20 protein-coding genes are annotated in these 23,773 nt (G+C 41.0%); 5 read left to right on the top strand and 15 right to left on the bottom strand.

Annotated features, from left to right (window positions below):
* Nucleotides 1–8: 8 nt before the first annotated feature.
* The 4 genes from secD to queA form a co-directional block, all read right to left on the bottom strand.
* Entirely contained in the window at nucleotides 9–1,868 is a 1,860-nt protein-coding gene (gene secD / locus QL229_RS12555) for a protein translocase subunit SecD (RefSeq protein ID WP_135923318.1), read from the bottom strand.
* 22 nt (nucleotides 1,869–1,890) lie between these two features.
* Nucleotides 1,891–2,229, bottom strand: a complete 339-nt coding sequence (gene yajC / locus QL229_RS12550) for a preprotein translocase subunit YajC (protein ID WP_036973302.1) — start codon at nucleotides 2,227–2,229, stop codon at nucleotides 1,891–1,893.
* A 29-nt stretch (nucleotides 2,230–2,258) separates the two neighbouring features.
* On the bottom strand, nucleotides 2,259–3,386 hold the full coding sequence (gene tgt, locus QL229_RS12545; RefSeq protein ID WP_058583935.1) for a tRNA guanosine(34) transglycosylase Tgt: 1,128 nt from the start codon (nucleotides 3,384–3,386) through the stop codon (nucleotides 2,259–2,261).
* 150 nt (nucleotides 3,387–3,536) lie between these two features.
* Nucleotides 3,537–4,568 carry a tRNA preQ1(34) S-adenosylmethionine ribosyltransferase-isomerase QueA gene (gene queA / locus QL229_RS12540; protein ID WP_138556706.1) on the bottom strand — a complete coding sequence of 344 codons (1,032 nt, stop codon included), beginning with the start codon at nucleotides 4,566–4,568 and terminating at the stop codon, nucleotides 3,537–3,539.
* A 169-nt stretch (nucleotides 4,569–4,737) separates the two neighbouring features.
* On the opposite strand from queA, the gene QL229_RS12535 reads away from it, so the two are divergent.
* Together QL229_RS12535 and QL229_RS12530 are read left to right on the top strand one after the other, a co-directional pair.
* A complete protein-coding gene (locus tag QL229_RS12535) occupies nucleotides 4,738–7,248 on the top strand; it encodes an EAL domain-containing protein (protein WP_138556705.1) in 2,511 nt (836 codons plus the stop codon).
* Nucleotides 7,249–7,481: 233 nt separating this feature from the next.
* Nucleotides 7,482–7,685, top strand: coding sequence for a hypothetical protein (locus QL229_RS12530; protein WP_135923315.1), 204 nt, complete (start codon nucleotides 7,482–7,484; stop codon nucleotides 7,683–7,685).
* Between the two features lie 29 nt (nucleotides 7,686–7,714).
* On the opposite strand, the gene QL229_RS12525 is transcribed toward QL229_RS12530, so the two are convergent.
* From QL229_RS12525 to QL229_RS12480, 10 genes are all read right to left on the bottom strand, one after another.
* Complete coding sequence (locus QL229_RS12525) at nucleotides 7,715–8,623, bottom strand: hypothetical protein (RefSeq protein ID WP_138556704.1); 909 nt, start codon at nucleotides 8,621–8,623, stop codon at nucleotides 7,715–7,717.
* Nucleotide 8,624: 1 nt separating this feature from the next.
* Entirely contained in the window at nucleotides 8,625–9,224 is a 600-nt protein-coding gene (locus QL229_RS12520) for a hypothetical protein (protein ID WP_281546954.1), read from the bottom strand.
* Nucleotides 9,217–9,759 (bottom strand): RNA polymerase sigma factor, encoded by a 543-nt coding sequence (locus QL229_RS12515; protein ID WP_253038484.1) that lies wholly within the window; start codon nucleotides 9,757–9,759, stop codon nucleotides 9,217–9,219. Before QL229_RS12515 ends, QL229_RS12520 begins: the two co-directional genes overlap by 8 nt.
* 118 nt (nucleotides 9,760–9,877) lie before the next feature.
* A complete protein-coding gene (locus QL229_RS12510; protein WP_135923311.1) occupies nucleotides 9,878–10,804 on the bottom strand; it encodes a hydrogen peroxide-inducible genes activator in 927 nt (308 codons plus the stop codon).
* Nucleotides 10,805–11,053: 249 nt separating this feature from the next.
* On the bottom strand, nucleotides 11,054–12,322 hold the full coding sequence (locus tag QL229_RS12505; RefSeq protein WP_135923310.1) for an inorganic phosphate transporter: 1,269 nt from the start codon (nucleotides 12,320–12,322) through the stop codon (nucleotides 11,054–11,056).
* Between the two features lie 41 nt (nucleotides 12,323–12,363).
* On the bottom strand, nucleotides 12,364–13,041 hold the full coding sequence (locus tag QL229_RS12500; RefSeq protein ID WP_135923309.1) for a TIGR00153 family protein: 678 nt from the start codon (nucleotides 13,039–13,041) through the stop codon (nucleotides 12,364–12,366).
* Between the two features lie 150 nt (nucleotides 13,042–13,191).
* Nucleotides 13,192–13,893, bottom strand: coding sequence for a phosphate signaling complex protein PhoU (gene phoU / locus QL229_RS12495; protein ID WP_054552476.1), 702 nt, complete (start codon nucleotides 13,891–13,893; stop codon nucleotides 13,192–13,194).
* Between the two features lie 47 nt (nucleotides 13,894–13,940).
* Complete coding sequence (gene pstB, locus QL229_RS12490) at nucleotides 13,941–14,768, bottom strand: phosphate ABC transporter ATP-binding protein PstB (protein WP_135923308.1); 828 nt, start codon at nucleotides 14,766–14,768, stop codon at nucleotides 13,941–13,943.
* A gap of 26 nt (nucleotides 14,769–14,794) precedes the next feature.
* Entirely contained in the window at nucleotides 14,795–16,444 is a 1,650-nt protein-coding gene (gene pstA / locus QL229_RS12485) for a phosphate ABC transporter permease PstA (RefSeq protein ID WP_135923307.1), read from the bottom strand.
* A gap of 15 nt (nucleotides 16,445–16,459) precedes the next feature.
* Complete coding sequence (locus QL229_RS12480; RefSeq protein WP_281546953.1) at nucleotides 16,460–18,694, bottom strand: ABC transporter permease subunit; 2,235 nt, start codon at nucleotides 18,692–18,694, stop codon at nucleotides 16,460–16,462.
* A gap of 344 nt (nucleotides 18,695–19,038) precedes the next feature.
* Here QL229_RS12480 and QL229_RS12475 point away from each other — a divergent pair, with 344 nt between their 5' ends.
* The 3 genes from QL229_RS12475 to ppx all read left to right on the top strand — a co-directional run bounded on the left by QL229_RS12475 (nucleotide 19,039) and on the right by ppx (nucleotide 23,256).
* Nucleotides 19,039–19,545 (top strand): ACT domain-containing protein, encoded by a 507-nt coding sequence (locus tag QL229_RS12475; protein ID WP_281546952.1) that lies wholly within the window; start codon nucleotides 19,039–19,041, stop codon nucleotides 19,543–19,545.
* Between the two features lie 149 nt (nucleotides 19,546–19,694).
* Nucleotides 19,695–21,776 carry a polyphosphate kinase 1 gene (gene ppk1, locus QL229_RS12470; protein ID WP_281546951.1) on the top strand — a complete coding sequence of 694 codons (2,082 nt, stop codon included), beginning with the start codon at nucleotides 19,695–19,697 and terminating at the stop codon, nucleotides 21,774–21,776.
* Nucleotides 21,769–23,256, top strand: coding sequence for an exopolyphosphatase (ppx, locus tag QL229_RS12465; RefSeq protein ID WP_281546950.1), 1,488 nt, complete (start codon nucleotides 21,769–21,771; stop codon nucleotides 23,254–23,256). The genes ppk1 and ppx overlap by 8 nt, the downstream gene beginning before the upstream one ends.
* A gap of 21 nt (nucleotides 23,257–23,277) precedes the next feature.
* On the opposite strand, the gene QL229_RS12460 is transcribed toward ppx, so the two are convergent.
* Entirely contained in the window at nucleotides 23,278–23,733 is a 456-nt protein-coding gene (locus tag QL229_RS12460) for a hypothetical protein (protein WP_135923302.1), read from the bottom strand.
* Nucleotides 23,734–23,773: the final 40 nt, after the last annotated feature.

The following is a 23,773-nucleotide window of genomic DNA, read 5'->3' as shown; positions in this document are numbered from 1 at the left end:
GCTGACTCCTAAATCGACAACTTATCAATACGCTTACCGCCAATGAATAAGTTGATTACCGCACGGGTACCAACAATGGCTGTAAACATAGAGGTGATAATACCAATCGCAAGTGTTACTGCGAAACCAGCAATAGGACCAGTGCCCACTGCAAATAGGATCACTGCTGCGATAAGCGTTGTGATATTAGCATCGAAAATTGTGCTAAATGCGCTGTCGTAACCAAAATGAACCGCTTGTTGAGGACTACGACCATCTTCAAGCTCTTCACGGATACGTTCAAAGATAAGTACGTTAGCATCAACCGCCATACCTACAGTTAATACGATACCTGCGATACCTGGTAGCGTTAAAGCAGCACCCGGAATAAGCGACATTACACCGACAATCAATACTAAGTTGGCACCCAGAGCGATGTTCGCCACCATGCCGAAACCTTTGTAATAAAAAAGCATAAATACAAGCACAAACACGAAACCTAGCACAACCGCAGTCATACCCGCTTCAATGTTCTCTTGACCTAAGCTTGGACCTACCGTGCGTTCTTCAACAATTTGAATCGGCGCAACAAGTGCACCGGCACGAAGTAATAAGCTCAGGTTATGTGCTTCTGCTGGATTATCGATACCAGTAATACGGAATGAACGGTCAAGGCGGGCTTGAATCGTCGCCACGTTAATCACTTCTTCAACTTTAATAGGTGGAAGTGCTTTACCGTTTTCATCTGTTTTACCTGATGGCTTATATTCAATAAATACTGTGGCCATGCGTTTGCCGATAGCACGTTTAGTGAACGCATTCATTTTTGCGCCACCTTTGCTGTCTAGCGTAATACTAACCTGTGGACGCTGATACTCATCCATACCAGATTGCGCACCAGTAATGTGGCTACCTTCAAGGATGATGCGTTGCTTAAGTACCACTGGGTATCCATCACGTGCCATGATCACTTCAGTACCTGGCGGTACACGACCTTGTAAAGCGGCACCTGCATCGGCATTTTCGTCAACTTCACGGAATTCAAGCGTTGCTGTTGCACCTAAGATTTCTTTAGCGCGTGCAGTATCTTGTACACCCGGAAGTTGCACAATAATACGCTCAGCACCTTGGCGCTGTACGTTAGGCTCTGCAACACCGATTTGGTTAATACGGTTACGAATAATCGTTTCGTTTTGTTTGATAGCATAATCGCGAATTTCTTTTAGCTTTTGCTCGCTCATGCTGGCAAAAAAAGCGTTATCACTGCTGCTATCATCAATGTATACGTTTAACGGGTAACGAGTAGATAAGAAGCGCTCTGCGGCATCTTTGTCTTCTTCGTTACGCATCTCAACACGTAGACGCTCACTACCTGCTACTCTACGAATAGTGCGATAACGTAGCTTTTCTTCACGTAAGTCACTTTTGAAATCTTGTTCCATTTGCTCAAGCTGAGTATCAACCGCCGTCGCCATGTCGATTTCCATAGTAAAGTGAACACCACCGCTTAAATCTAGGCCTAGCTTCATCGGGTTACCACCCAATGCTTTTAACCACTCAGGTTGAGCCGGAGCCATATTGATTGCAGAGATGTAATCTTCACTAAGGGAATCACGCAGTATATCTTGCGCTTTTAGTTGCTCTTCAACATTCTTAAAACGAACCAGGATTTGTCCGTCTTCAAGTTTGCTTGATTTAACAGTAACGTTATGTTCTTTGAGGGTCGCATTTACTTTATCGAGTACGCTGAGGTCAGCATCAGTACCTTTAGTGCCCGATACTTGTATGGCCGGGTCGCGGCCATACAAGTTAGGTGAGGCATACAGAATACCAACGACTAACACAACAAGAACAAGTAAATACTTCCATAATGGAAACTTGTTTAACACGTGTGAGTCCTTATTTTTATTGTTATAGCGACTTCATAGTGCCTTTTGGCAATACTGCAGAAACAGCTGATTTTTGTACTGTTACTTCTGCTTGGTCGTTTAATGAAATCACGATGAAGTCTTTGTCATCAGCGATTTTAGCGATCTTACCTACTAAACCACCTTGCGTTAGTACTTCGTCGCCTTTTGCCATTGCGCTCATCAGGGCTTTATGCTCTTTTACACGTTTAGCTTGAGGGCGGTAAATTAAGAAATAAAATACCAAACCGAAAATACCCAACATGATTAGCATTTCCATGCCACCACCTGCTGGTGCTGCACCTGCCGCACTTGCGTGGGCGTTTGAGATGAATAAACTCATTTCACTTCCTCTTTAATTTTTCTAAAAATTTAATCTGATGTATCTGCAAGCTCTGGCACTTCTTGGCCGCGGCGTGCATAAAAATCTGCAACAAATTCGTCTAGTTTGCCATTACTGATGGCATTACGTAAGCCTTCCATCACGCGTTGATAATAACGTAAGTTATGAATCGTGTTTAGACGTGCGCCTAAGATTTCATTACATTTATCAAGATGATGCAAGTATGCACGTGAATAGTTTTTACACGTATGACAATCACACTCAGGATCCAGTGGGCCCGTGTCTGTTTTATGTACTGCATTACGGATTTTAACAATGCCACCCGTTACAAATAAGTGACCATTACGGGCATTACGTGTAGGCATTACACAGTCAAACATATCGATACCACGGCGAACCGCTTCAACTAAGTCTTCTGGTTTACCAACCCCCATTAAGTAACGAGGCTTGTCTTCCGGCATTTTGTAAGCACAGTGATCAAGGATATTGATCATCTCGTTTTTCGGCTCACCCACCGATAAACCACCTAATGCATAACCATCAAAGCCAATTTCTTCTAGGCCTTTTTGTGATTGTGCACGAAGCTCAGGGTACATGCCACCTTGGATAATACCAAATAGCGCTGCAGGGTTATCGCCATGACCTTCTTTTGAGCGTTTAGCCCAACGAAGTGATAACTCCATAGAATCTTTAGCTTCTTTTTCAGTCGCTGGGTATGGCGTACACTCGTCAAAGATCATCACAATATCAGAGCCTAAATCGCGCTGAACTTGCATCGCTTTTTCTGGTGAAAGCATGATCTTTTCACCATTAACTGGTGAGCTGAACATCACGCCTTCTTCAGTGATTTTACGCATTGCGCCTAAGCTGAATACTTGGAAGCCGCCTGAGTCAGTAAGAATTGGGCGATCCCAATTCATAAAGTCGTGTAAGTCACCGTGTTGCTTAATGATTTCTGTACCAGGGCGCAGCATTAAGTGAAAAGTATTACCTAGGCAAATTTGCGCGCCAGTGTCTTTCACTTCGTCCGGCGTCATACCCTTAACGGTGCCGTATGTGCCTACAGGCATAAATGCTGGCGTTTCTACAACACCACGTTCAAAAATCAAGCGGCCGCGGCGCGCTTTACCGTCAGTGCGGTCTAATTCAAATTTCATATTATCCTCAGTGTCGGAAAAACAGTCCAACAAGCTATAATTTAACCGCTCGATTCTACCCTGTTTGCAGCTTTATTACTATTAATTGGGCTAAATTCGAAAATAAAAAGCCCAGTAAAAAAACTGGGCTTTTTAAAATCTAAACTGTCGTTATTTTCGCGTTAAGAACATGGCATCGCCATAACTAAAGAAACGATATTTTTGCTCTATTGCGGTATGGTAGGCACCCATGATGTTTTCTTGGCCAGCAAAGGCACTGACTAACATGATCAAGGTTGATTCTGGTAAGTGGAAATTTGTCACCATAGCATCAACCACGTTGAACTGATAACCCGGGTAGATGAAGATATCGGTATCACCAAAGTAGGTATCAAGTTTGCCGCCGTGCACTTTAGCAGCAGATTCTAACGAGCGAACTGAGGTAGTCCCTACGGCTATTACGCGACCACCTTTTGCTTTCGTTTCGGCTACCGCTTTAACCACATCATCAGGTACTTCGATGTACTCTGAGTGCATGACATGCTCATCAACTGAGTCAACACGCACAGGCTGAAATGTCCCCGCACCTACATGCAAAGTCACAAACGCCATATTTATACCTTTGTCTTTTAATGCCGTCATTAACTTGTCATCAAAGTGCAGGCCTGCCGTTGGCGCTGCAACTGCACCTGGCTTTTCACCATAAACAGTTTGGTAGCGCTCGCGGTCTGATTCGTTATCAGGACGATCAATGTAAGGTGGCAAAGGCATGTGACCAATGTCATTTAAGATATCTAATACATTTTCGTCTTTGGCAAATTCAAGCTCAAAAAGCTCGCCATGACGTGCAACCATGATAGCTTCGGCTTTACCTTCAAGAATAATTTTTGAGCCAGGCTTTGGCGATTTACTTGCTCGAACATGGGCAAGCACCCGATGTTCGTCAAGCACACGCTCAACTAATACTTCAAGTTTGCCACCCGACTCTTTTTGCCCGAACATACGTGCAGGAATTACTTTAGTATTGTTGAAAACGAGTAAATCATTTTCATTAACAAGTGATAAAATATCACTAAACACTTTATGTTCCATTTTCCCTGATGGGCCATCAAGGGTCAGCAAACGGCTGCTAGTTCGATCTGCTTTAGGAAAACGAGCAATTAATTCATCTGGAAGGTCAAAGCTAAAATCAGCTACGCGCATGGAGCATATCTCTCATTAATAAAAACGCGCCAAGTTTACTCTGATACGCCCACTACCTCAAGCAAAGGCCAAATAACCGCTTTTAGGTAAAGTTTGCTTGTAGATTAGGCAAAATGTCATTATTCTAGCTTATTCACTAAACATGGGTTCGTTAAGAGGTAGTAGCGCCATGGCAAAGCAGTTAAAACTGCTAATTTTGAACGCTAGCGTTGCAGAACGTGAGACGGTAAAGTCTACGCTCAATAAACTAAATGTATTTCAGTTTATCGAAGCAAGCGACTCTCAGGACGCGTTAAAAATACTCAAAAGCCACCCGGTGGACATTATTATTACTGGCCTTGAGGTTGGTAAAATTGATGGCTGGCGCTTTTCACGTATGATCCGCTCTGGATTGTTAAAAACACCTAAAAACACGCCTATCCTATTAACACCTCCTATATACTGCGAACGCATTGCCGAAACCACTGCGCGAAGCTACGGTATTGATGCCGTATTGCCATTCGAACGCCAAGATATGTTACCGCAAGTACTTGCCAATGTACTTTCAACCCATTTAGAAAAAAGTAGTCGCCTAAATTTACTGCTACTCGAAACAGACAGCCGCAAAGCACAAGATATAAGCAAACAACTAAAACTTAGCTTTGCGGTAACGCATACCATCTCAACTAAAGCGACGCTTGCAACATACTTACAGCATAAGTTTGCGATTGTTTTGATTGATGCCACTGAGTCACATTCTGATACTGCAGCTGGACTCATCAGCGAAATTTTGCAACATAATCCAAAACAAGCAATCGTAACCATTATTGATAATAATGATGCTGACTACGCTGAACAGTTATTATTATCGGGTGTGACTGACTTTATCCGTGCTCCTTATGATCAATCACTGTTAAGTAAGGTGTGCGATCATGCTGCCCGACGCGAAGATTTTATGGTTAGCTATGCTGAGTTTGCGCAAAAGGTCGAACAGCTAAGCCAAAGCCAAAGTCGCTACAAAGAATTGTTTTCAGCGCACCAACGAATTTTATTGCACCTTAATACGGTTGTTCTTGAATTTGATCAGCACGGAAATATTCGCTTCATTAATCCTGCTTGGGAAAGCCTTACTGGTTATGGCATAAAATCAAGCTTATCAAAGTCACTCACAGATTTCTGTCTTCCAGAGTGTCAAACCAAGTTACAAAATACAATTCAAAGTATTTTGCATGGTGGCGAGCAGCAACAACAAGTTGAAATACAACTTAAACACAAAAATGGCAATGCAATTTGGGTCGAGTGCCGCTTACAACTGATTAAAAATAGCCAAAACTCGGCTACGATCACTGCAACCATTGATAATATTCATGAACGAAAACAAGCTGAACTTCAGCTTCGCCATTTAGCTTTACACGATACACTCACAGAGCTGCACAATCGTTATTACTTTGACCAACAATTACAGCGTATTTGCCAAGAGAAATACACTAATGACGATATTGAGCACGCACTTATTTATATCGATTTAGACCACTTTAAGATTATTAACGACAGTAAAGGCCATCAACAAGGCGATATTGTCTTAAAAGAGGTTGCCCAGCTATTTACCGCTAACATTAGCGAAGAGCATTTGATTTGTCGTATTGGCGGTGATGAATTTGCTGTTATCTTAAAAAATACCAACTTACTTGATGCACACTTAGTTGCTGAGAGCATTTGCGTTGCTATTGAAAAACACCAATTTCACTCTGAAGGGCAAATATACTCAATTAGCTGCTCTATTGGTTTGACACAAATTACAGCACAGAATAATGATCCCAGCGAATGCTTAAAACAAGCAGATATCGCGCTTTATGTGGCAAAAAGTTTGGGCCGAAACTTAGTTCATTGTTATTCCAAAGAAGATAGTAACCACAATAGTCTACAAGTTGGTTTAGAGTGGGGACACAGTATTCGTCAGGCTCTTCAGCAAAATGCCATCGAGCTTCATTATCAGCCAATCTGGGATTTTAAACGTAATCATGTTGCTTACTTTGAAACATTACTGCGCTTGAAATTAAATGATGAGCTAATTTACCCGAACCAGTTTATCCCTGCATTAGAGTTATTAAATGACACATTTTTGATGGACCAATGTGTTATTAGAAATGCTATTCAAAGTGTTGCAAAACATCCAGAGCTTAATCAAATTGCTATCAATTTATCGGCGCAATCATTCTTAGATGAGCGTTTGCTTCCGCATATTGAATCAAGCTTAGAAGAGTATGAAGTGGCACCGAGCCGCATAATTTTTGAAATAACTGAGTCGGCAAGCATCAAAAACCTGTCAGCAACCCGTGCAATGATAGAGCGTTTAAACGGTTTGGGCTGTCACTTTTCGATTGATGATTTTGGCACTGGATTTAGCACGTTCAATTATCTAAAACAATTACCAGCACAACATGTGAAGATCGATGGTTCATTCGTTCGCGACATGCTAAATGATCCTATCGATCTTGCTTTAGTTAAAGCTATTAACGATATTAGTCGTTCGCTTGATAAGCGTTCTGTTGCTGAATATGTTGAAAATAAAGAAATATTTTTAGCATTAAAAGAAATTGGAATTGATTACGGCCAAGGCTTCTTTATCGCCCGCCCAGTACCGGTTGAAAAAATTTCTGCTGAACTAAAAAAAATATCTGAAAATAATTTATTTAACTAACAATTAGCTAGCATTATAAAGTGAAAAAAAACGGCATTTTTGCTACTTTTTGCCTATTTTTAGTACTTCCAAAGTCACGATACTCATCTATACTTAAATCCACAGCAGGAACTAATGTCGTATTTTTATAGTGATTACTTAAAAAATACATGACATTACCAATTACATTATACATACTGAAAATAACTTAATATTAATAAGTTCATGTATTAACGGTATAAAGGAGAAAAGTGATGACACAACTAATCGTTTTGTTGCTGTTCGTAAATTTAGGGATAGCGTATCAATGTTACCGTAATGCAACCTTCAAGGGGTATCCGGTAAAGATATTTACAGGCTTAGGTCTCGTGCCGTATTTTAATTTAGTCGTATGGGTTTACTTATTGTTTTTACCCGACTTGAAACCTTTTTCAATGAATGAAAAGCAGCCTCTCTAGGCTGCTTTTTAGTTGGGGAGCTAGCCAAGCTAAAAATTATAGCTTGATGCCTTTTCAAGCAGTTGCGTGGCTTTTATATCACCTTGCACACACTTTTTAATATCTGACTTTTTAAACACTTTAACCTGTTCACTTTTATCTTCGCTAATACCACGAATGACAAAACTAACATGCTCATCGTTTGGTAAGTTTCTTAAGCCACTACCATAATCACATAAGGTAAGCGATAAGCTGTTATTTACCTTTTGTACAAGCTCAGCTAATTGTTGCTGCTGCTCTTTCACCCGTGCTTGTTTTTTTTCTGCTAACTCTTTACGCATTACTTGCTGTTTTTGCGATAATTTTTGCTGCTGCTTTTCAAGTTCTTTGATTGCTGCTTGTAGCTCTTTTTTACGTTGTTCGAGCTCTTGATCTTTGGCGTCTTTGTCGTGACGACGGTCAAACTCCAAATCACGTTTTTCACGTTCAAGATCACGAATTTCACGGCTTATATCTCGCTCTTGTTCAGCAACATCACGCACTCGCTCAGCACTTTCACGCATCACTTCCATTGCTTGCTGGTAGGCTTCTTGCGTTTTCACTACCACGGCATCACTTATTACTTGCACATGATCACCTAACACCTCAATTTCAGCCAGTTCTTCAAAGTCGATATCTGGCAATGGTGGAAGAGGCGCGTCAGGTACAGACGCAAACACCGAAGACCACCGTGAACTGCCTCGTACATCAAAGCTAAATACCACGCCTTGGTGTTGTAGATAGCTTGAAGATACATTTCTTACCTTGTTATCGGTATCTTGTTTTAAAGCTGCGGTGAGGATTTTTTCCATGATCCCGACTTCTCGCTGAATTTTATCTAGTTCATCGTTTGCTTGTGCTTGCACGCTTACGGCTGAGCAAAGCAATAAGGCAGCTGAGGTTAATGTGTATTTTGACATCTTAATACTCCAAGTTGTTGGCAACGGTTGGCATAGATCGGCCGTCCACTTGCTCTGCTAAATCATTTAACTGCATACGTAAGTACGCTTGGTCTTGAGCGCGCTGCGTTTTGATATAGGCAAGCACGCTAGCAATATCTTCTTGACGCTCTACTCGCCCAGTTTTAATCGCTTCTTTAGCCATCTGGTACATCTGCTGCTGTTGCACTTCATTTTGTGCTGTAAGAATGTTTTGCAGCTGATCAATTTGCTTTTGTTGTGACTCTAATAAGTTGGTTTGTTTAGCAACTTGCTCAAGTAATTGCTGGTTTTGTTGCTGCGGATTACTAACAAAAAGCCACGCACAAAACGCAATTGATGCCGCCATTGCCCACATACCAGAGCCAAAAAATACGTTAGCTTTTTGCACTTTCGGCATACTTGATTCTCTGTCCCAGTTTGGTACTGGCACCGTTTCATAGTCTTTACTTTGTTGTTGCCACTGCATCGCATTGTTCATCATTAATGCATACTCAGCATTAGCTTGCAGCAAGGCTATTTGCTCATCAGTTAAGCTCTCACCTTCTAACCATGCGGTAAATAATGAATCTAAATTAGCCATCTACGGCCTCCAAATGCACTTTTAATTTGCCAAGCGCACTGTATAGTCTTGATTTAGCTGTATTGGTCGAAATGCCTAATTGCTCAGCTATCTCTTCAAATGTACAGTGCTGAAAAAACTTTAACTCCACCACTAAACGCTGCTCCCAGGGTAAATTATTCATCATTTCTTTTAGTTCATGATGCTGCTCGGATTGCAGTTGATTCATTTCTAACTCGCTACGCTCACAGCTTTCTTCTGGCGCAGAATCCAAACTTTGATGCAATTTACGGCGACGATAATATTCGACACTACGCCGATGCACTATTTGATAGAGCCAAGTATTAAAGCTCGATTCACCACGAAAGCTCGGTAAGCTTTTATACACAGAAATAAACACTTCTTGCATCAAATCCATTGCATCATCGGGATGGCTTAACATCCTTAAGCAATAGTTATATACCTGTGTTTCGTGCTGCTTGACTAATTTCAACCACGCCCGTTTATTGCCCTGTTGCGCTTTGGCAATTAATGTTTCAAGTGATTGAAAAAACACGCTAGCCTCGTCATCTGATCTGCCTTTAATGGTTTTGTTATTATGTTAGTCGAGGGAAGGAAAAAAATAGTTTGTTTAAATAACAAAAAACCCCAAATTTTTTATTTGGGGTTTTTTATTATTCGTTACACTGACCATCTAAGCTACATTGCCTATTAAGAAACAGCTCTAACTGCTGACTAAACAGCCTAAAGTCTCTTATCCGGCCTGTGGTTTTACGCCATACAATACCAATATCACGGTACGCATCGCTCTGGGATGGCGTAGCAACCATTTCTTTCTTGTCTAAAATGCCGGCATTAATAGCCATTTGCGGTAAGAAAGTCACACCTAGCTGGTGCTCAACCATACTTAACAAAGTATGTAAGCTTGCCGCTTCAAATGGATTAATACAACTTGAACGATTCAAGTGGCAGGCACTTAGCGCATGGCCAGTCATACAATGCTCACGCTCGAGTAAAAACACGCTGGCATCCGGTAGTAGATTAAAATCTTCCACCCCAGCTGCAGGCGTATAGTCTTTGTGATGCACCAAACTAAAGTGATCTTTTGCAAGCACTTGAGTATGAAATTTGTCAGTATCATACGGCAATGCAAGCAATGCCATATCAATTTGGCCATGCTCTAATTTATCGAGTAGCTTATCACTGGTATCTTCAACCAAGACTAACTCTAACTCAGTAAAAGTTTGTTTGCAGAAATGATATAAAGGCGCGGCAATAAAGCTGGCAATCGTTGGGATCACGCCAAGGGTGAGCGTGCCGCTTAACGGTGTCAAAAAGCTTTTTGTTAGCTCTTTTAGGCTTAAGGTATCGTCTATAATTTTACGAGCTTTCTCTACGACTTCTTCACCGATAGCTGTAAACATTAAACTGCGATTTTCACGCTCAATAAGCTGACAACCTAACGTTTCTTCTAAGTTTTGAATTGCACTACTTAATGTAGATTGGCCAATAAAACAGGCGCTGGCTGCGCGGCCAAAGTGTTGATGCTGATGGACTGCTAATAAATACTGTAGCTGTTTTATACTTGGTAAGTTATTCATATTCTGTTTTTATACCAAATCGCTTAATTAAGTGATCTATTTTGAGGCAATAAAACCTCGTTAATAACAAGGCAAAAATTTCGCTATTAAGTTGCTCTTAATGAGAAATCTTTAACGCAGATAGCGACAGGTTTATCCTTCAAAATGATTAAATATTATTGCGGATTGATATTACTACCTGCAAATAAAAAGACCCCAATACCTAAGGCATTGAGATCTTTTCAAGCTAAAAGTCTGTTAGTACTTTTTTTAAACCCCGAAGGCAGTTCTCAGTACGTAGAAAATAACAATAGCAAGGGCTGCGCCAACTGGCAATGTAATTACCCAAGAAACTACAATGTTTCTTACTACACCCATGTTAAGTGCCGCAATACCACGTGCCATACCTACACCTAATACTGCACCCACAAGTGTTTGTGTAGTAGAGATAGGTAAGCCAGTACCTGATGCGATAACAACAGTAGAAGCAGCTGCAAGCTCAGCAGCAAAACCGCGGCTAGGTGTTAAGTGTGTGATACCTTCACCGATTGTTTTGATTACTTTCTTACCTAAAATAGCAAGACCAGCAACAATACCGAAACCACCCAGTGGTAAAATCCACCATGCGATAGCCGCTTTCTTAGCGATTTCACCGTTGTGCTCAACAATGTTTACAACAGCAGCTAGTGGACCAATTGCGTTAGCAACGTCGTTTGAACCATGTGCGAATGCCATACAACATGCTGTTAGTACCATCAGTACTGCGAACACTTTCTCAACGTTGTTGAATTGCATTTTTTTGTCAGCTTTAGGGTCAATTTTAAGTCGTGAAATTGCGAATTTACCAATGATTGCAACAACCACTGCAATTGCGATAGAAAGCGCATAACCTTCAACAGCACCTAAGTTAATACCAATGTGCTTCAAGCCTTTCTTGATGGTTACAAGCGACATGATGAAGCCAGCTAGACCCATGTATACAGGTACGAAACGCTTAGCATTTTTAAGTGGTGCATCAGTGTCAAAAATTAGCTTTTGCGCACTCATGAAAATCAAATAAGCAATAAAACCAGAAATAGCAGGGGTAACAATCCAGCTACCTACAATGCCCATTACCTTGTTCCATTGAATTGCTTCGCTACCTACAGCAACCAATGCGAAACCAATGATGGCACCGATGATTGAGTGAGTCGTAGATACTGGCCAGCCCAAGAAAGAGGCAATTAATAACCAGCTACCAGCAGCGAATAGCGCGGCAATCATACCAAGTATCATAAGTTCTGGTATGTCCGTAAATGGCGCGGCATCTATAATCCCTTTACGAATTGTAGATGTAACCTCACCACCGGCAAGGTATGCACCAGCGAATTCAAACACCATCGCAATGATGATTGCTTGTTTAATTGTAAGTGCTTTTGAGCCTACAGATGTACCCATCGCATTGGCAACGTCATTTGCACCAATACCATAAGCCATGAAGAAACCGACTGCGGCGGCAGTTAAAACGAGTAACGTGCCGTAATTTGCAATGATATCCATTGTGTGAACCTTTAATTTTTCGAATTTGAACTGATTTTTAATTAACGAGCTAACATCAGCTCAAGACGAGAACCTACGCGCTCAGCAATATCAGCCAGCTCGCCAACCCATTCAATGATCTTGTATAAGAACATTACGTCGATTGGGTTAAGTTCATTTTCTATAGCGCGCAATTGACGGCGTATTTTGATTTGCATGTCATCCGTGTCTTGCTCAATTGCGTCCAATTCAACGAGCATCTTTTCAACTAAAGTCACTTCGCGACCTTTGAAGCCCGTTTCAAGAAGCTCATCTAGCTCGTTGATTGCTTTTGATGCTTGTTTAGTTGCATCAACACAACGAGTTACATAAGCAAGGAAATCTTCTTGAATTTCTGCAGGAATAGTCATCTCACGACCAACTACACGACCTGCAATATCTTTTGCTTTGTTAGCAATCTTGTCTTGTTGAGTAACAAGTTCAAGCAAATCGGTACGCTCAACAGGCATGAATAAGCCACGAGGTAGTTGAAGGCGGATGTTACGTTTCATTTCATCAGCTTCACGCTCTAAATTACGAATGTTTAGGCGGATTTCTTCCGCTTCTTGCCATTCTTCTTTAAACACGTGATTAAAGAAAGGGATCAACGCTTTACTTGCTTGATGTGCTTTCTTGATGTGATCTTCCATAGGCTTAATAGGTGATTTAGCAAAAACCCCTAAAAATGCATTTGTAGGCATAACTGACCCTTTATAAATTAGTATGCTTTGGCAGCTGCGAATTTTACAGCATTGTGTTCGATTGTGAACGCTTTTTCTGCCTTACATCACCAATAATAGACAAAGCGGCCAAAGGCCGCTCGGTTTAATAATGAAAAGTAGCGGTTAAAATTACAGCGACTTTTCTATATCTGCTTGAGATGTATGACGAATATCTTTACCGTTTACAAAGTAGATAATGTATTCAGCAATATTTTGGCAACGGTCGCCAATACGCTCTAATGAGCGTACTGACCACACTAAATCCATAATTTTCGGGATTGAGCGTGGATCTTCCATCATATAAGTCATGATTTGACGTGTAATTGCTTCGTATTCACGATCAACTTTGGCATCTTCTTTGTGCACTTCAAACGCACATTGCACGTCCATACGTGCAAAAGCGTCGAGTACATCATGAAGCATTTTCGATACTTGACGACCCATGTTTTCAATGTTCACCAGTAGGTCTTGCTGATCTTTAGTGAATGAGTCCAGCGCAACTTTAGCAATGCGCTCAGCTTCATCACCAATACGCTCTAAATCGGCAATTGTTTTAGCGATTGCAATCACAAGGCGTAAGTCACTTGCAGCAGGCTGACGACGAGCAATAATGCGTGTGCACTCTTCGTCGATATTTACTTCCATTGCATTTACTTTATAGTCGTTTTCACGAACTTTTTGTGCAAGATCCGCATCACCATTGCTAACAGCATCCAGTGCACTGTTTAGCTGTTGCTCAACTAAGCCACCCATGTTTAATACATGGTTACGCACATTTTCAAGCTCTTCATTAAAGCGGCCCGAAATGTGTTTATTGATATTATGTTCCATTGTCTACCTCTATAAATTTCGTTTACGGTACCAAGTGACTTTATTGACTAACCGTAACGGCCTGTAATGTAGTCTTCTGTTTTCTTCTTGCTTGGTGTTGTAAATAACGTATTGGTATCTGAATACTCAATCAACTCACCCATGTACATGAACGCAGTTTGGTCTGATACACGAGCAGCTTGTTGCATGTTGTGAGTAACGATTACCACGGTAAACTTGTTCTTTAAGTCGTTAATTAGCTCTTCGATAACTAAAGTAGAAATTGGATCAAGTGCCGATGTTGGCTCATCCAGAAGCAATACTTCAGGCTCGATAGCAATTGAGCGAGCAATAACAAGACGCTGTTGCTGACCACCCGATAGGCCAAATGCACTATCGTGTAAACGGTCTTTAACCTCATCCCATAACGCTGCGCCACGTAAAGATTGTTCAACCACTTCGTCTAGTTTACGCTTTTCTTTAATACCTTGTAAGCGTAGGCCATAAACGACATTTTCGTAGATTGATTTTGGAAATGGATTAGGACGCTGAAACACCATCCCAACATTTCTTCGTAATGCTGCAACATCTACGCTCTTATCATAGATGTTGTGACCATGAAGTAAGATCTCACCATCGATACGACAGCTATCAACTAGGTCATTCATACGGTTGATACAACGTAAAAGTGTTGATTTACCACAACCAGATGGACCGATAAACGCCGTTACCTGTCCTTTCGGGATGTTCATATTTACGCCGCTAAGCGCTTGTTTATCACCGTAGTATAGATCTAAGTTTTTAATCTCTAACGCTGTTTGTTCTGCGGTTAGATTTTCTAAATCTAGCTTTGCCGCGCTTTTCGCTTGGTTTACTTGTGGTGCAACTGTAATCATCTCTGTCTACCTATAAAAATTCTGTATTAATGCTCAAGAGCTCTAAACTTTTCGCGTAAGTGGTTACGAATACCAATCGCGGTGATATTCAGGGCGATAATTACTGATACCAGTAAGAATGCCGTGGCATATACCAGCGGACGCGCCGCTTCTACGTTAGGGCTTTGGAAACCAACATCATAAATGTGGAAACCTAAGTGCATAAATTTTCTATCTAAATGTACGTATGGGAAGTTACCGTCAAGTGGCAGTGTTGGTGCCATCTTAACAACACCAACAAGCATTAGTGGTGCTACTTCACCGGCTGCACGCGCAACCGCTAAGATTAAACCAGTCATAATCGCAGGGCTTGCCATCGGAATGATGATGCGCCATAGCGTTTCTGCTTTTGTTGCACCAAGCGCCAGTGAACCATGACGAACAGTACTTGGAATACGTGACAAACCTTCTTCCGTTGAAACAATTACAACCGGTAAGGTTAAAATCGCTAAGGTTAATGCTGACCAAATCACACCAGGTGTACCAAATACTGGGCTTGGCGACGACTCTGGATAGAACAATTGGTCGATACTGCCACCTAGCATGTATACAAAGAAGCCTAGACCAAATACACCGTATACAATTGAAGGTACACCCGCAAGGTTGATTACCGCGATACGGATCATCTTCGTAATCGCATTTTTCGCTGCGTATTCATGTAAATAAATCGCTGCAACAACACCAAACGGAGTCACAATCACTGCCATCAGTAATACCATGAATACAGTACCAAAAATTGCAGGGAATACACCCCCTTCAGTATTGGCTTCACGCGGGTCGTCCGCTACGAACTTACCTAGCTGTACAAAGTAATGACCAAGCTTTGCAAAGAAGCCCATGTCATTTGGGAACCATACATCAAGAACTTGATACAGAGGTAAAGTAACCACTTCACCACGCATGTCTTTAACCGTTACTTGGTCACGCTTTGCTTCTTTACGAAGTGCAAATAACTGTTTTTCTAGCACGGCATATTCAGCACGTAGCTCAGCGCGTGTTTGTGCTAGCTCAGCAACACGCTCATCCGTTAACTCGTTATCAAGCTGATACGCTTTTTCTTTTAAGCGCAAGCGCTCAAGTTCATAGTTGATATGACCAATATCACCATTTTGTAAATCGAGTGCTTGGTCGTTTAGGTCAACGGCACGGTCAACAAGATCATAAAGTACCTCGATTTTGTTATCTGTAATAACTTCACCGTCTTTAATAACCTGTTCTACATAACCGTAAAAGTTACCGTTTTTGCTACGCTCGAATACTGCAAGTTCAGCGGGTGCAGTACGCGATGTGATGTCTGTCTCTAATACCCAACGGAAATCGAGATCTACGTACTCACGGTTACCTGTTTTGATTAGTAAGCGCTCTAGTTGCTCTTTGTCGTAGTGAGATAAATCAACGCCCGTCGCCTCAATACGTGATTTTGCAACTAGCTCACGGTCATAAACTTCACCGATCACTGTTTGTTTAGCAACTGAGCCTTGCAGCTCAAGTTGCACTACTTCTGATGGCCAGAAAAAGCTTAAACCTTTCCAAGCAATCATGGCTAATAAGCCAAGAACCGAGATTAAACTGATGCTTACCGCACCGCCGGTCATCCAAATCCAAGGAGAACCAGACTTAAACCACTGCTTTACCATGTCGTGTCTCTCCACCTACATTGAACTGTATTTTTCACGCAGTTGCTGACGAACAAACTCAGCCACTGTGTTGAAAACGAATGTGAATATGAATAGTACAAATGCTGCTAAGAATAGAATGCGATAATGCGAGCTGCCTACCTCAGACTCTGGCATTTCTACCGCGATATTCGCTGCAAGCGTTCTCATACCCTGGAAGATACTCCAGTCCATAATAGGTGTATTACCTGTTGCCATTAGTACAATCATTGTTTCACCCACAGCACGGCCTAGACCCATCATCACAGCTGAGAAGATACCTGGGCTTGCTGTTAGTAATACTACACGCACCAATGTTTGCCACTGCGTAGCACCGAGTGCTAATGAACCATTTGATAAGTGCTTAGGAACACTAAATACCGCATCTTCCGCAATTGAGAAGATAGTTGGAATAACTGCAAAGCCCATTGCAATACCAACAACTAACGAGTTACGTTGGTCGAATGTCATTCCTAATTCATTAGTTAGGTACTGACGAACGTTACCATCGAACATCCAAAGCTCAATTGAGTTACTCATCGCAAATGATAACCAACCAATAAAGATAACCACTGGAATAAGTAAAATTGAATGCGAACCTTCAGGAACACGGTGACGAATTGACGCCGGTAGCTTGTTCCAACCAAATGCGGTTAATAGAATACCAATTGGCAGCAACACCAGTAATCCGACGATGGCTGGTAAATGCTCTTCAATCAGTGGCGCTAACCAAAGACCTGCCAAGAAACCCAAGATTACCGTTGGTAATGCTTCCATGATTTCAACCGTCGGCTTAACCACTTTACGTAGTTCACTCGACATAAAGTAAGCTGTGTAAATAGCCGCAGAAAGTGCAATCGGTACTGCAAATAACATCGCATACATAGCAGCTTTAATCGTACCGAATGAAATTGGTACTAGTGAGAATTTAGATTCAAAGTCATCACTTGCAGACGTTGACTGCCAGATATAAGCCGGCTCTGGGTAGCCCTCGTACCATACTTCTTGCCATAACGCAGACCAGGTTACTTCAGGGTGCTCGTTATGAATTTCGATTACTTTTAATGCATCATCAGCAAGAATAAGTGCCGCATTAGAACGTGGTGCAATTGCAAAATTTTGAATTGGACCGTCGCTTACTTTGCCTTGCCATAGTTTTGCTTCACTGGTTGTGTAATAAATACCTAGCTCACCATTTGCACCAGCGGTAAAGAAAGTTCGACGATAAAACTCTGTGAAGATATTTAATTTAGATTGTTTAGTCGTTTCGAATGCACGGATTTTTTGAAACTCGCGACCATCTTCCGTGTTTACTTCGAACCACTGCGATACTTCGCCGTTATCGTTAGCAAGCATTAGTGAGTTAGCACCGGCTAACAGCTGCGTTGAAACAAGATTAGCGTTTTCTTCGTTTGCTGCAAGCAATTGAATTAGCTCAACCTCAGAAGGATAACGCGTATCGTAAACATAAATCTGATTTGCAGAACGAATAAAAGTACGCGTTGTGTCAGGTGAGATTAATAGCTCATCAACGCGGCCTTCAATATCAAGCTCAGTGCGCTCAACAACCCATTCAACTTCGCCGGTGAACATATTTTCTTCACCCACAAAGCTACTAAATAAAACACGCTTATCAGCGGTTAAAGCAACAACGGCTGTTTTATCTTCGTAGTGGCTAAATGCGAACTTAGTAATCGCCGCACCTTGATCGTCTACTTCAAGCGCCAAATCACCTAACGGATAATCTAAGCGAGGGGTTAGCTTGCGTTCATTATTAGGGAAAATAACTAAAAACTTTGGTGACACGATAACCACAGAGCCATTTTCTAGGCCATAGCCATATTGGTTCTGAAATGGTGCAGAGCGTGCAAAGCTGCTCACGTCACTTGGTAATTCAGTATTAAGAGTGGTGATCTTTTTACCAAACTGCGCTTTCTCGACATTATAAAAGTCGACATTGCCTTTTTCACCTAGTAAAAAAGCCACTTCAGTTTGCTCTTCAATACCTAGACCAACAATTTCTGAGGCATTATCTAGTTTTACACTGTTACGTGTTTCAACTTTTGCTGACTCAAAAATAGGTTGAACAACATATAGAAGGTAAAAGAATATCAGTAGCAGTGCGATAAGCACCATGACACCGCCTGCGGAAATACCCCACTCGGCAAACCGGTCTTTAAATAGACGGCTTCTATCCGTATGAAAGGTCGGTTTATTCGGATTGGAAGTCATCAAAACACCCTTAAATCTTAACGTTGCGCGGATTATATTTCACGAAGATGACAGTAATGTTACAACCGTCATATTTCAGTGTAATAAACTACATGCTTGGGTGTTGTTTTTAGCCTGTAAATATAAGCGAAATAAATATTGTTTTAGAGTTATGAGTCACTAACATACAATGGGCTAACGATTTGTTATAACTAATTTTTTATTACTATATGGAAAATATTGGACAAACAATAAATCTGCAACAATACTGAATAAGTGTTATTTTTCCCAAAATAAAAATTATCATCAACCAACGCCTCCTCTTTTCATTGCATTTTACAGAGGCTTTTTTAAGAGACTTAAGTATGAAGCAGTTAGTAGTTACTATTTTAGGGCCAGATAAGCCTGGCCTAGTTGAAGATCTATCAGCAACAATTTTAAACCATAATGGCAATTGGTTAGGGAGTAACTTAAGCCACCTAGCCGGTCATTTTGCGGGCATTATAGAAGCTGCTGTTCCTGAAGAACACTTACAAGAATTGCAAGATGCTCTACATAGCCTTCCTCATCTAGAGGTGAGAATTGAGCGTGGTTCAGAAACACTCGAAGAGGTTAAATCTGAACAAATTAACTTTGTGATCACCGGTAATGATAGACCCGGCATTGTCCAAGAGCTTGCCAGTGTTATTCGTCACAAAGGAGCAAATATCACTCACCTTAATTCAAAACAACAAAGTGCACCTAACTGGGGAGTACCTATATTCAGTGCCGTTGCAACCGTTGCCCTGCCCGTTGGTATGAGCAAAGACGAAGTGATCAGTGCGCTTGAATCTATTACCACAGACTTAATTGTTGATATTGAGGACGCATAACAAGCAAGTATTTAAGCTTAAACTATGCTTTAAATTAACGACATACATGTCACAAAACTGACATGTATGTCATAAAAGTGATAAGAACGTCACATAAACGTCATCTGCATCCTCTATATTCTAACTAGCTATAAACGTTGGAAAACCAGATGAACGCATCACATTCTTCTTCTCAAGCCATCAATTACTTTGCCAAAGAGCTAAGTTGGCTGTCATTTAATGAACGCGTGCTGCAAGAAGCTAAAGATAAATCTAACCCGATTATTGAGCGCATGCGCTTTTTAGGTATTTACTCAAACAACATGGATGAGTTTTTCCGTGTCCGTGTTGCCGATGTTAAACGCCGAATATTACTTAATAAAATTCCTGATGCGAACTTTGAAGAAGACGAAATACTACTTCATCAGATCCAAAGTAAGGTGCTGCAGCTTGGTAAAAAGTTTAACCAAATTCATAAAGACATTTTAAATGACTTAAACGAGCACAATATTCACGTTGAGTTACCTGAGGAGCTATCTGAATTTCACTTGAGTTGGCTGAAAAAATTCTTCCACGACAATGTGCTGCAACACATATTGCCGATTTTACTCTCTGAAAAGAAAGACTACTCAGATCAAATCAACGACACCATGACCTATTTGTTTGTCGAGATGACCAACCAAAAAAGTCATTATGCCATGATGGAAGTACCAACCGACCGCGTATCTCGTTTTGTTATTTTACCACCAGAGAAAACGCGCCGTCACAAAACCATTGTGATGCTTGATGACATTATCGCCTACTTTATTCGCGATGTGTTTAGCAGCTTTTTTAGCTTTGATGATATTCAATGTTATGCCATCAAATTGACCCGTGATGCCGAATACAACTTAGATGACGAGCTTGAAGAAGGCTTGCTCGATAAAATGTCAAAAGGTCTAAAACAACGTATTTCTGCAGAGCCTGTGCGCCTTGTTTATGACGAGAGCATGCCTGCTGAAATGCTTAAAGTGATGAAAAAGCGCCTTAATATAAGCCAACATGATGCGTTGATCCCCGGCGGCCGTTACCGTAATTTCCGCGATTTCATTGCGTTTCCGAATGTTGGCCGTCAGTATTTAGAAAACAAACCACTGCCTGCATTACAAAGCACAGCCTTTAACAATCACTCAAGTGTGTTTGATGCCATTTCAGAGCAAGATATTTTACTGTATTACCCCTACCACACCTTTAACCACTTACTTGAGTTTGTACGCCAAGCGGCGTTTGACCCAGATGTAACCCAAATTAAGGTCAATATTTATCGCGTTGCGAGTCAGTCTCGCTTGGTTTCTACGCTTATTAATGCCGCCAAAAATGGCAAACACGTAACTGTAATGGTTGAGCTGAAAGCGCGCTTTGATGAACAAAACAATATTGAATGGGCAAAAACCCTGAGTAATGCGGGTGTTAAAGTTATTTTTGGTATTCCTGCACTAAAAGTGCACAGCAAACTATGCGTTATTCACCGTAAAGAAAAAAACAACATAGTGAAGTACGCCCATATTGGCACGGGTAACTTCCATGAAAAAACCGCCAAAATCTACACTGACTTTAGTTTATTTACTAGGCATGAAGGTATTAGTGAAGAGTGCGATAGTGTGTTTAAGTTTATCGAAAGCAGCTATAAGCCATTTCAATTTGATCACTTAATGATTTCACCAGTCAACGCAAGACAAACTATTACCTCCTTGATAGATAATGAGATTACCAACGTAGAACACGGAAAAGCTGGTCGAATTACGCTAAAAATAAATAATCTTGTTGATAAAGAGCTGGTTGACCATCTCTATTTTGCAGCAAGACGCGGTGTAAAAATTCGTATTATTGTGCGTGGCATGTGTTCGTTAGTGCCCTCTGTCGTTAACGATAATATTCGTATTATTAGTATTGTTGACCGCTTTTTAGAGCACCCTCGGGTTATGGTGTTTCACAATAATGGTGACGAAAAAGTGTATATTTCATCAGCTGACTGGATGACCCGGAATCTAGATCACCGTGTAGAAGTAGCTACACCCATTTATGATGAAAAATTAAAGCAGCTCATAATTGATATTCTTGAGCTACAGTTTAAAGATAGAACAAAAGCGCGCATAATCGATAGCGAACAAAAAAACAGCTATGTACGCCGTGGCAATCGTAAGAAAATTCGTTCGCAAATTGCCATTTATGACCACCTTAAAAAATGGGAAAGTAACTATAATAATGAATGATTATCCCTCAATTGCTGCCGTTGATTTAGGCTCAAACAGTTTTCATTTAGTGGTGGCAAGAGAGGTCGATGGCTCTTTGCAAATCTTACACAAAGAAAAGCAGCGCGTTTATTTAGCTGATGGTTTAGATGATAAAAATCACTTAAGCCAAGAAGCTATCGAGCGCGCACTGGCTATTCTCAAACAATTTGCCACTACCTTACAAGACTTCCCTTTAGAGAATGTCAAAGTGGCTGCCACTTACACATTACGCCGCGCGAAAAACATTCATTCATTCTTAACTCAAGCAAGTAAGGTGTTTCCTTACCCGATTGAAGTGATTTCAGGGCAAGAAGAAGCCCGTTTAATTTACCAAGGCGTTGCCCATTACATTCATCACGATGAAAACCGCTTAGTTATTGATATCGGTGGCGGCAGTACCGAGCTCATCATTGGTAAACACTTTAAACACAAACTCCTTGCTAGTCGCAACATGGGCTGTGTTAGCTATACCAAGCAGTTTTTTGCAGATGGACAAATCACAGTTAAGCGCTTTGCCAAAGCGGAGGTTCGAGCTGAACAAGAACTCGAAGTGATCTTTGCCAATTACTTATCGGCTGGCTGGCAATCTGTAGTGGGAACATCAGGCACGATAAAATCTATCCTTGCCATGATTAATGCCAATGATGCCGAGCAAGAGCTGATCACATTAGAGCGTTTATTAGAACTAAAAACCCAGTTTATTGCTGCTAAACAAATAGCAGTGCTGCAAATTGAAGGTCTTACACCTGAGCGACAAGCGAGTATTTGTGGTGGTTTGGCTATTTTAATAGCGGTATTTAGACTATTTAACATCGACGCGATGCAATACAGCGATTACTCGTTACGTGAAGGTTTACTTCATGAAATGCAGCAAAAGCTCGCCCATAAAGATATTCGCACTAATACTATAGCGAACCTATCTGAGCGTAATGCCATAGATAAAGAGCATGCTAATCGTGTATCGACAACTGCAAAGTGGCTGTTTGAACAGGTAAAAGGGGCATGGCAACTTACCGACCCTGACTATATCAACTTACTGGATTGGGCCGCACAGCTGCATGAAATTGGCTTAGGGGTTAACTCATCAGGAATACATAAACACAGTGCGTATATCGTAGCAAACAGTCAATTACCGGGCTTCACACAGCAACAACAAACACTACTTAGCTGTATGATCCGCTTTTATCGTAAAAAGATCCGTTTAGAAGATTTTCCAGCTCTGCATACCATGCAGCATTACGAAATATTGCAGTTAATTGTTATTTTGCGCTTAGCAGTATTGCTAAATCAAAAGCGCATTACTGACCAAGGTTTTGAACTTGAGGTCACAGCCAAGCAAAATAGTATGTTCTTAAAGTTTCACAATAAGTGGCTTAAAGAACATACCTTGTTTTTTGCGGATTTACAGCAAGAGCAAAAATACCTTAAAAAGGTCGGCTTCTTACTCGATTTTCATTAAGCGGATTAATAAATTAATCGATTACATATCCATATGACGGTTTGAGCTTTGCATCATTTGCTTAAGACCTTGATGTTCAAGCTCTAGTAAACGCTCGAGCTTTTCAATCGTTGCAGCAGTTTCGGCACGCGATACAAGGTATTCATATAAATCAATAACCTTTTGATGCTGTGTCGTTAAATATACTTGAATGGCCTTTTCATCAATTTTTTGATCAGTACTAATATCATCAAACGTGATCAAATCTGGGTTGTCTGAAAAGTACTCGTAGCAATAAGTATCCAGTGTGTTCAGTTCTGTAATGGCTTTAAAGCCAACCAGATCTTCTGCCAATTTTTTCTCGTATTGCAGATAATACTCCACCAGCATTTGATTGTGCTCGTCCAGTAAGTCTTTAACATTATGGAAGTTGGCCGCCATTTGGGTATGAAATAACACGGTCCAATCATAAACTTGCTGTATTGTTTTAACTTGCATGTGCATTCCTTATCAAAATCAATTTAATAAGACTTTGCAT

It is taken from the genome of Pseudoalteromonas sp. PAR1 (genome assembly GCF_947311895.1).
GTDB lineage: Bacteria > Pseudomonadota > Gammaproteobacteria > Enterobacterales > Alteromonadaceae > Pseudoalteromonas > Pseudoalteromonas lipolytica_C.
This window is presented reverse-complemented; position numbering and strand designations above follow the sequence as displayed.

Excerpts from the sequence above, each read along its gene's own strand:
- yajC (WP_036973302.1), bottom strand. The coding sequence starts at position 2,229 with ATGAGTTTATTCATCTCAAACGCCCACGCAAGTGCGGCAGGTGCAGCA.
- tgt (WP_058583935.1), bottom strand. The coding sequence starts at position 3,386 with ATGAAATTTGAATTAGACCGCACTGACGGTAAAGCGCGCCGCGGCCGC.
- queA (WP_138556706.1), bottom strand. The coding sequence starts at position 4,568 with ATGCGCGTAGCTGATTTTAGCTTTGACCTTCCAGATGAATTAATTGCT.
- QL229_RS12535 (WP_138556705.1), top strand. The coding sequence starts at position 4,738 with ATGGCAAAGCAGTTAAAACTGCTAATTTTGAACGCTAGCGTTGCAGAA.
- QL229_RS12530 (WP_135923315.1), top strand. The coding sequence starts at position 7,482 with ATGACACAACTAATCGTTTTGTTGCTGTTCGTAAATTTAGGGATAGCG.
- QL229_RS12525 (WP_138556704.1), bottom strand. The coding sequence starts at position 8,623 with ATGTCAAAATACACATTAACCTCAGCTGCCTTATTGCTTTGCTCAGCC.
- QL229_RS12520 (WP_281546954.1), bottom strand. The coding sequence starts at position 9,224 with ATGGCTAATTTAGATTCATTATTTACCGCATGGTTAGAAGGTGAGAGC.
- QL229_RS12510 (WP_135923311.1), bottom strand. The coding sequence starts at position 10,804 with ATGAATAACTTACCAAGTATAAAACAGCTACAGTATTTATTAGCAGTC.
- QL229_RS12505 (WP_135923310.1), bottom strand. The coding sequence starts at position 12,322 with ATGGATATCATTGCAAATTACGGCACGTTACTCGTTTTAACTGCCGCC.
- QL229_RS12500 (WP_135923309.1), bottom strand. The coding sequence starts at position 13,041 with ATGCCTACAAATGCATTTTTAGGGGTTTTTGCTAAATCACCTATTAAG.
- phoU (WP_054552476.1), bottom strand. The coding sequence starts at position 13,893 with ATGGAACATAATATCAATAAACACATTTCGGGCCGCTTTAATGAAGAG.
- pstB (WP_135923308.1), bottom strand. The coding sequence starts at position 14,768 with ATGATTACAGTTGCACCACAAGTAAACCAAGCGAAAAGCGCGGCAAAG.
- pstA (WP_135923307.1), bottom strand. The coding sequence starts at position 16,444 with ATGGTAAAGCAGTGGTTTAAGTCTGGTTCTCCTTGGATTTGGATGACC.
- QL229_RS12480 (WP_281546953.1), bottom strand. The coding sequence starts at position 18,694 with ATGACTTCCAATCCGAATAAACCGACCTTTCATACGGATAGAAGCCGT.
- QL229_RS12475 (WP_281546952.1), top strand. The coding sequence starts at position 19,039 with ATGAAGCAGTTAGTAGTTACTATTTTAGGGCCAGATAAGCCTGGCCTA.
- ppk1 (WP_281546951.1), top strand. The coding sequence starts at position 19,695 with ATGAACGCATCACATTCTTCTTCTCAAGCCATCAATTACTTTGCCAAA.
- ppx (WP_281546950.1), top strand. The coding sequence starts at position 21,769 with ATGAATGATTATCCCTCAATTGCTGCCGTTGATTTAGGCTCAAACAGT.
- QL229_RS12460 (WP_135923302.1), bottom strand. The coding sequence starts at position 23,733 with ATGCAAGTTAAAACAATACAGCAAGTTTATGATTGGACCGTGTTATTT.